The organism is Oceanobacter sp. 4_MG-2023, from assembly GCF_030689165.1.
In the GTDB taxonomy this organism is placed as follows: Bacteria; Pseudomonadota; Gammaproteobacteria; order Pseudomonadales; family Oceanobacteraceae; genus Oceanobacter.
In genome coordinates this window covers 22,412-29,626 of record NZ_JAUYVV010000032.1, presented here as the reverse complement: position 1 = coordinate 29,626, position 7,215 = coordinate 22,412, and the positions used below count along the sequence as shown (strand labels likewise).

Genomic DNA, 7,215 nt, shown 5'->3' with positions numbered 1-7,215 from the left:
GATAATTGGAACCCAGGAGAATAATATGAGTGGAAACCAGACGCGTCTGATGGCGATCAGTGACATTGTGAATCGTCAGCCTGCTGCTGTGGAAAAGCCTGAGCCGTTGAGCCGTATCTGGGCAACCGACGTCTTTAATATGGCGACGATGGAAGAAGTCCTGTCCAAAAATGCCTTCAAGGCGATGAAAAAAACCGTGCAGACCGGTGCGGCACTCGATCCTGCCACCGCTGATGTTGTCGCGGCTGCGATGAAAGACTGGGCCATTGGTAAAGGGGTGAAGTTTTTCTCCCATATTTTCTACCCAATGACCAATGCCACGGCTGAGAAGCACGATGGCTTTATTGTTACCAATTCTGATGGCGGGGCGATCACCGAGTTTACCGGTAGCCTGCTGATCAAGGGTGAGCCGGATGGCTCCTCATTCCCTAACGGCAGCTTGCGGATGACCAATGCGGCCCGTGGTTATACCGCCTGGGATCCGACCAGCCCTGCTTACATCATGCACACGGACAACGGCGCGACGCTGATGATCCCGAGTGTCTTTATGTCGTGGACCGGTGAAGCGCTGGATAAAAAAATTCCGCTGTTACGCTCCAACGCTGCCATGAACAAGGCCGGACAAAAAGTTCTGGCGCTGATGGGCGAAGCCGAAATCGCGACGCTGAACTCCAGCTGTGGTGCGGAGCAAGAATACTTCCTGGTGGACTCTGCACTGGCGGCGGCTCGTCCGGATTTGCTGTTGGCGGGTCGTACCCTGTTTGGTGCGCCATCGGCCAAGGGTCAGGAGTTTGATGACCATTATTTTGGTGCCATTCCTGAGCGTGTTCAGGTGTTTATGCAGGATTTCGAGGACAAGCTGTATCGCCTTGGTATTCCGGCCAAAACGCACCATAACGAAGTGGCTCCTGGCCAGTTCGAGATTGCACCGTATTTTGAAGCGGCTAACGTCGCATCCGATCACCAGCAACTGCTGATGACGTTGATGAAACTGACCGCCAAGCAACATGGCTTTATGTGTTTGCTGCATGAAAAACCGTTTGCCGGGGTGAATGGTTCCGGTAAGCACGTTAACTGGTCGGTGGGTAACGCCACGCAGGGCAACCTGCTGGACCCGGGTGATACGCCGGACAAAAACCTCAACTTCCTGCTGTTCTGTGGTGCGGTGATTCGTGGTGTTCACGTTTATGGCCCGTTGCTGCGTGCTGCGATTGCGTCGGCAGCCAACGACCATCGCCTGGGTGCGAACGAAGCGCCTCCGGCGATCCTGTCGGTTTATCTGGGTGATCAGTTGGAAAAACTGTTCATGGATATCAAGGACGGCGCGATCAATGAAACCGCCGATGGCGGTTTGATGGATCTGGGTCTGGATCAAATCCTCAAGTTTGAGCGTGATCCCGGTGACCGTAACCGTACCTCACCGTTTGCCTTTACCGGTAACCGTTTTGAATTCCGTGCGGTGGGTTCTTCACAGTCGGTCTCCGGACCTCTGGTGGCGATGAACACCATGCTGGCGGATTCCTTGGGCTGGATTGCGACCAAACTGGAAACGGCACTGGAAACCACCAGTGACAAGACCGAAGCCGTTATTATCGTGCTGAAAGAGCTGATGGAGCTGCACAGCAATGTCATCTTCGGTGGTGATGGTTATTCCAGCGAATGGCATACCATGGCGGTTGAAGAGCGTGGTCTGAAAAACATCCCGACCACGGCTGATGCCTTGCCTGCCTTCCTGGATCAGACGGTGATCGATCTGTTTGATTCAACCGGTGTGCTGACCCCTGTCGAGCTGGAAAGCCGCTATGAGGTGTATGCCGAGCAGTACGTGCTGTCGATTGAGGTGGAAGCCAAACTGGTGGTCAATATGGCGACTACCATTATTTATCCAGCCGCAGTCAGCTACCTGTCGAGCCTGACGGATGCGATTGCCGGGGCAGCTGAGCTGTCGATTGCACTGGATGCTTCTCTGGCGACGACTGTCGGCGAAAACCTTAATGGCATGATGGCTGCCGTGGCCAAGCTGGAAACCGCCATGGCAACTCATGACTTCGACTCTACCGAAGCGCACATGAAGTTCTGTGCTGATACGATTTGTGGCCTGATGCTGGAAGTCCGTGGCTTTGCGGATACGTTGGAAACTCTGGTTGCCGACGACATTTGGCCATTACCGAAATACAGCGAAATGCTGTTTATGCGTTAATCGCAGTCAGTTGCTTTAAACGGCGGTATCCAGATGTAGCGCCGGAAACATAAAGCAAACCCAGGCCTCTGGTGATCACTCACCAGGGGCTTTTTTGTGGCCGGTGGTTGTGTATTGGCCGCTGGGGAGATCGACTGTGGGCTATCGCGTGCCTGCGGCTTTGTTGAGCAATTGGATCAGTGTTTGTGCTTCTTTCTGGCTGAGCCGGTCCAGATACTGTTTGTTGCAGGCAATGGCCTGTTGCAGTACCGAGTGGCGGAGTTCCTTGCCTTGTTGGGTGAGGTAAATTTGCAAGGCCCGGCGACTGGTCGGGTGCGGGCGACGTTCAACCAATGCCATTTTTTCCAGGGTATCGAGGGTGCGGGTGGTGGTGTAGTGCGCGGTCATGCAACGTTCGGCCAGTTCGGTCTGGGTCAGTCCTTCTTCTTCCCACAGGGCAAACAGAGTGGGCCATACACCAATATTGAGTCCCATGGTTTTTAACCGTTGATCCAGATCCTCGGCCAGTTGTTTGCCCAAAACGGCGATTAGCCAGCCCAGGCTGTTGTGTCTGGGCAGGATCAGGTCTTCTGCATAACTTGTCATATAAACACTCTCATCGAAATGGCCAGGTAGCCAACGGACATACTGATACTGATGAATAGTAACCCGGCGGCAAGGCGCTTGCTCTGCAAACGCGGTGGTTGTCCACGGATATCGCGGATGCCGGTGATCATTGCCTGAGTCAGGCGTTCACCTTTGTATTCATGCCAGCACACAGCCAGCACATGCAAACTCACGGCAATGGTGATCAGTATCGCCAATTGTGTGTGGATGAATATCGCCCAGCGAGCGGCGGTTCTGCTGGCGTCGGCGTTGAATAGCTCTGAGCCGACCAGCCCAGAAATTATCTGGCCAGCCAGTAACAGCAGTAAGGCCAGCACCATGATGGCACCCAGAGGGTTGTGCCCCGGTATGCTGCTGGCTCGTCCTTGCAGGTAGCCAGGCAAGCGTTGAATGGTGCTGATTAACTGGCCGAAACGTGTGTTGCTGCTACCCCATAAACCCCATTGGACTCGCCAGAGCCACAAGATCAATAAGGCGTAGCCCGCCAGTTGGTGCAGTCCGGCTGAGCCTCTGCCAGTCCAGCCGGTGATCAGCAAGGTGATGACCAGACCCGCCTGTAACCAATGATAGAGACGCACGGGCAAATCCCAGATTCGCATAAAGGATGACCTCCCTGGTAGTTCCTGTTCTAATAGTTGCTATTGCAATAGTTGCATTTGCAAAATAACATAAGTCACGTCATAGGCAAACCACGAGGACTCACTTATGAAACACCTGATCGTATTGTTATTGCTGGCTGCATCTGCTGCTACTTATGCCGAGCACCCTGCGGTGGAGCAGCGCCAGCAACTGTTTGAAGAGATTGAAGAGCAGACGGATTATCTGGAGCAATCAGTGGATGACGAGCACTGGTCTGAGGTCGAAACCACGGCGCTGAAGCTGGATCAACAGATACAGCGGTTACTGACTCTGTTCCCGCCAGAGTCCTCGGGAGAGGGTAGAAGCCGGAAAGCGGTGTGGCGGCATTGGGATGCATTCGAGCGGGATATGATGAGCTGGCAAATGGCGTATCGAGACATCGCTGCTGCGGCAGTGGCAGAGGTATCCAATGAGGATGCGCTGGACCAGATAACATCGGCCTGTCGTTCCTGCCATCGCAAATATCGTTCTTTATGGTGAGGTGATTATGAAACTTCAACAAGCACATATCTGGTTTGCCAGACTGGCCATGGCTCTGATCGTTACTTTTTGGGGCAGCACGATTGTGGTCGAGCTGACCGGCGATCCGGATCTTATTTATCAGGTTAAAAATGCCATTTTTTACGCGATCTGGTTACTGGTACTGGCGATGGCTGTGACTGGTATCAGTGGGGCCAAACTGGCTGGAACCCGCAGCAGTGGACTGATTGGCCGCAAGAAAAAGCGCATGCGGTTTGTGGCACTGAATGGTGTTTTTATCCTGATCCCAGCAGCGATTTACTTGCGCTCACTGGCTGCGGCAGGGGATTTTGGCAGCACTTTCTATACCGTACAGGCGCTGGAGCTGTTGGCCGGAGCGGTGAACCTGACCTTGATGGGGTTCAATATCCGCGATGGTCTAAGGCTCTCGACAGCCACCCAAAAGCCGATGGCGGCCGAGGGTTCAGGCTGACTTGGGCTGTGCTGGAGCAGGATTTTCCGGCGTATTGAAAGTGGCCATACCGTTGCTGACGGCTTTTTTCGTAGTAGAAAATAATTGTTTGTGTGTTAAACAGTTGTGGTTCTTCTGTTGTTGAGTGTGTAGAGTATCTGGCAGGTTACAGCGAAGCCGAACCTGGCTTCGCTGTAACCGCGCTACCGGTGCATATAACAACAATATCACCCGAGATTGGATAACAGGGGACACCATGATGAACATCGACGACATTATTGCTATCGACTTCCATACCCATGCAGAAGAGCCCTGCAGCTGTGACCGGGATGATGGCTACTATCAGTTTCAGGAAGACTTCGCCAAGTATTTCAAGAATCCGGCTGGCCACAATATGATGCCAACGGTGCAGGATACGGCTGATTATTACCGTGATAAAAAAATCGCAGCGGTGATTTTTCCGGTGGATGCTGAGCGTGAGACCGGCTTCAAGCGTTACGACAATGAAGAAGTCGCGGCGATTTGTGCGGAAAACAGCGATATCCTGATTCCCTTTGCATCAATCGACCCGGCCAAGGGCCGTATGGGAGCACGGGAGGCTCGCCGACTGGTGCGTGAGTTTGGTGTGAAGGGGTTTAAATTTCATCCCACGATGCAGGGTTTTTATCCTAACGACCGTTCGGCCTATGTGCTGTATGAAGCCATTGCGGAAGAAGGTGCCGTGGCGCTGTTTCACACCGGTCAGACCGGGGTCGGAGCCGGTGCTCGTGGTGGTATGAATATGCGGCTGAAGTACTCCAACCCGATGTTGCTGGATGATGTGGCGGCGGATTTTCCGGATATGCCCATTGTGGCAGCGCATCCGGCATTCCCCTGGCTGGACGAGCAGTTATCTGTCGCGACTCATAAGCCGAATGTGTACATTGATATGTCGGGTTGGTCGCCGAAGTATTTTCAGCCCATCTTTGTTCAATACGCCAACAGTATCCTGAAGCACAAGATGCTGTTTGGCTCTGATTGGCCGGTTATTACGCCTGATCGCTGGATTCGGGATTTTGAGAAGCTTGATATCAAGGAAGAAGTGCGGCCGCTGATCATGAAAGAAAATGCCGCCAGGCTGCTGGGTTATATGAAGTAGCGAGCCTGGATGGCCCCTCGCATGTCATACAGGCTCTGTATGCCACAGGAGGGATGTTATCGGAGGGATGTTATGGCGAGTACGGTTATCGGCGCTCAGCCAGACGTGATCGCGATAAGCATCAGTACTCGATCCAGGTGGTTTTTAGTTCGCTGTAGTCATTCAGGGCGTGCAGGGATTTATCGCGGCCATTGCCGGATTCACCAAAGCCACCGAAGGGCACGGTAATATCGCCACCAAAGTAGTTGTTCACTCCCATGGTGCCGGTACGGACGCCGTTGGCAACCGTGAGCGCGGTGCTGATGTTCTGACTCCAGACGGCACCGGCCAGACCATAGCGGGAGTCGTTGGCGATACGGATGGCGTCAGCGGCATCGCTAAAGGGGATAGCCGATACCACTGGGCCAAAGATTTCTTCCTGGGCAATGGTCATGCGGTTGTCGACATCGGCAAACAGGGTCGCTTGATGGAAGCAGCCACCGAGGCCGGTGTTGGTGGCGGACTCGCCTCCCAGTACCAGCCGTGCGCCTTCTTGCTGGCCAATCTGAATGTATTGCTGGATGGTGTTGATCTGGTTCTGGTCGATGACGGCACCCATGCGGGTGTCGGGGTCGAGGGGGTTGCCCGGAGTCCAGCTCTGGCTGTGTGCCATCATCCGTTCGATAAAGTCATCGTAGATCGATTGCTGGATCAGCAAGCGTGTCCCGGCGGTGCAGGTCTGGCCGCAGTTGTAAAATCCGGCGACGGCAGCCCATAACGCGGCTTTGTCGAGGTCGGCATCGGCAAAGACGATGTTGGCGCTTTTGCCACCCAATTCCAGAAAGGTGCGTTTCAGGTTGCTTTGGCCAGCGTACTGCATCAGCAGTTTGCCAACGGCGGTGCTGCCGGTGAATGTCTGGCCATCGATATCCGGATGCAAGGACAGATGTTTGCCAAGGTTGATGCCATCGCCGGGCAATACATTGAGTACGCCGTCGGGCAAACCGGCTTCCGTCGCCAGTTGCGCCAGCTTCAGGGCTGTCAGCGGGGTTTTGGGGTCGGGTTTGAGAATCACCGAGTTGCCGGCAGCCAATGCCGGGGCCAGTTTCCAGGCGGTGGTCGAGAGCGGGAAATTCCACGGCACAATCGCCAGCACTACTCCCAGAGGTAAACGCTGTACCAGCGCCAGAGTGCCAGGCGCGGTAGGGGCGATTTCGCCGTATACCTTGTCGATGGCTTCTGCTGTCCAGCGGATGGTATTTACCGCGCCGGGTACATCGATGTTCAGGGTGTCGCTGATGGGTTTGCCGACATCGAGGGTTTCCAGCAGCGCGATTTCTTCCCGGTGCTGTTCAATCAAGTCCGCCCAACGCACCATGATGCGTTTGCGATCGCTGGGAGCCATGGCAGACCAGGCGCCACTGTTAAAGGCTTGGCGAGCGATGCGAACGGCGGCATCGGCATCTTCCGGGGCGTTATCCGGCAGCTCGGCCAGTATGGTACCGGTCGCCGGGTTAAAACAGGGCTGAGTCGCGCCGCTGAGCGCGGCCGCTGGTTTGCCATTGACCCAGGCGTACGCCGGGATTGTGATCTCGCTGGCTTTGGCGGTCCAGTCGGCACAGCAGGTCGGGCTTGTCAGGTTCTCGCTCATGGCACAGTCTCCGGATCATAAAAACAGACCCTATTGTGCGGGCTACAGCATGCCAGAGGTATATATCCTGA

Annotated in this window: 7 protein-coding genes; 4 read left to right on the top strand and 3 right to left on the bottom strand. The window is 54.7% G+C overall.

Features of this window, described 5'->3' with window-relative positions; all coding sequences use genetic code 11:
- The first annotated feature begins 25 nt into the window (after window positions 1-25).
- Window positions 26-2,200: a glutamine synthetase III gene (locus tag Q8W24_RS15900; RefSeq protein WP_303433604.1), complete on the top strand. Its 2,175-nt coding sequence runs from the start codon at window positions 26-28 to the stop codon at window positions 2,198-2,200.
- Window positions 2,201-2,341: 141 nt separating this feature from the next.
- Here the strand turns inward: Q8W24_RS15900 and Q8W24_RS15895 are convergent, their stop codons facing one another.
- Window positions 2,342-2,785: a MarR family winged helix-turn-helix transcriptional regulator gene (locus Q8W24_RS15895; protein ID WP_303433606.1), complete on the bottom strand. Its 444-nt coding sequence runs from the start codon at window positions 2,783-2,785 to the stop codon at window positions 2,342-2,344.
- Window positions 2,782-3,405 (bottom strand): cytochrome b/b6 domain-containing protein, encoded by a 624-nt coding sequence (locus Q8W24_RS15890; protein ID WP_305452103.1) that lies wholly within the window; start codon window positions 3,403-3,405, stop codon window positions 2,782-2,784. Before Q8W24_RS15890 ends, Q8W24_RS15895 begins: the two co-directional genes overlap by 4 nt.
- 106 nt (window positions 3,406-3,511) lie before the next feature.
- On the opposite strand from Q8W24_RS15890, the gene Q8W24_RS15885 reads away from it, so the two are divergent.
- The 3 genes from Q8W24_RS15885 to Q8W24_RS15875 all read left to right on the top strand — a co-directional run bounded on the left by Q8W24_RS15885 (window position 3,512) and on the right by Q8W24_RS15875 (window position 5,514).
- Entirely contained in the window at window positions 3,512-3,925 is a 414-nt protein-coding gene (locus Q8W24_RS15885) for a cytochrome c (protein WP_305475928.1), read from the top strand.
- A gap of 7 nt (window positions 3,926-3,932) precedes the next feature.
- The gene (locus tag Q8W24_RS15880) at window positions 3,933-4,397 is read left to right on the top strand and encodes a hypothetical protein (protein WP_305475927.1); all 465 of its coding nucleotides are present in this window, start codon (window positions 3,933-3,935) and stop codon (window positions 4,395-4,397) included.
- A 235-nt stretch (window positions 4,398-4,632) separates the two neighbouring features.
- The gene (locus Q8W24_RS15875) at window positions 4,633-5,514 is read left to right on the top strand and encodes an amidohydrolase family protein (protein ID WP_303433613.1); all 882 of its coding nucleotides are present in this window, start codon (window positions 4,633-4,635) and stop codon (window positions 5,512-5,514) included.
- 121 nt (window positions 5,515-5,635) lie between these two features.
- Here the strand turns inward: Q8W24_RS15875 and Q8W24_RS15870 are convergent, their stop codons facing one another.
- Window positions 5,636-7,144 (bottom strand): aldehyde dehydrogenase, encoded by a 1,509-nt coding sequence (locus tag Q8W24_RS15870; protein WP_305415656.1) that lies wholly within the window; start codon window positions 7,142-7,144, stop codon window positions 5,636-5,638.
- Window positions 7,145-7,215: the final 71 nt, after the last annotated feature.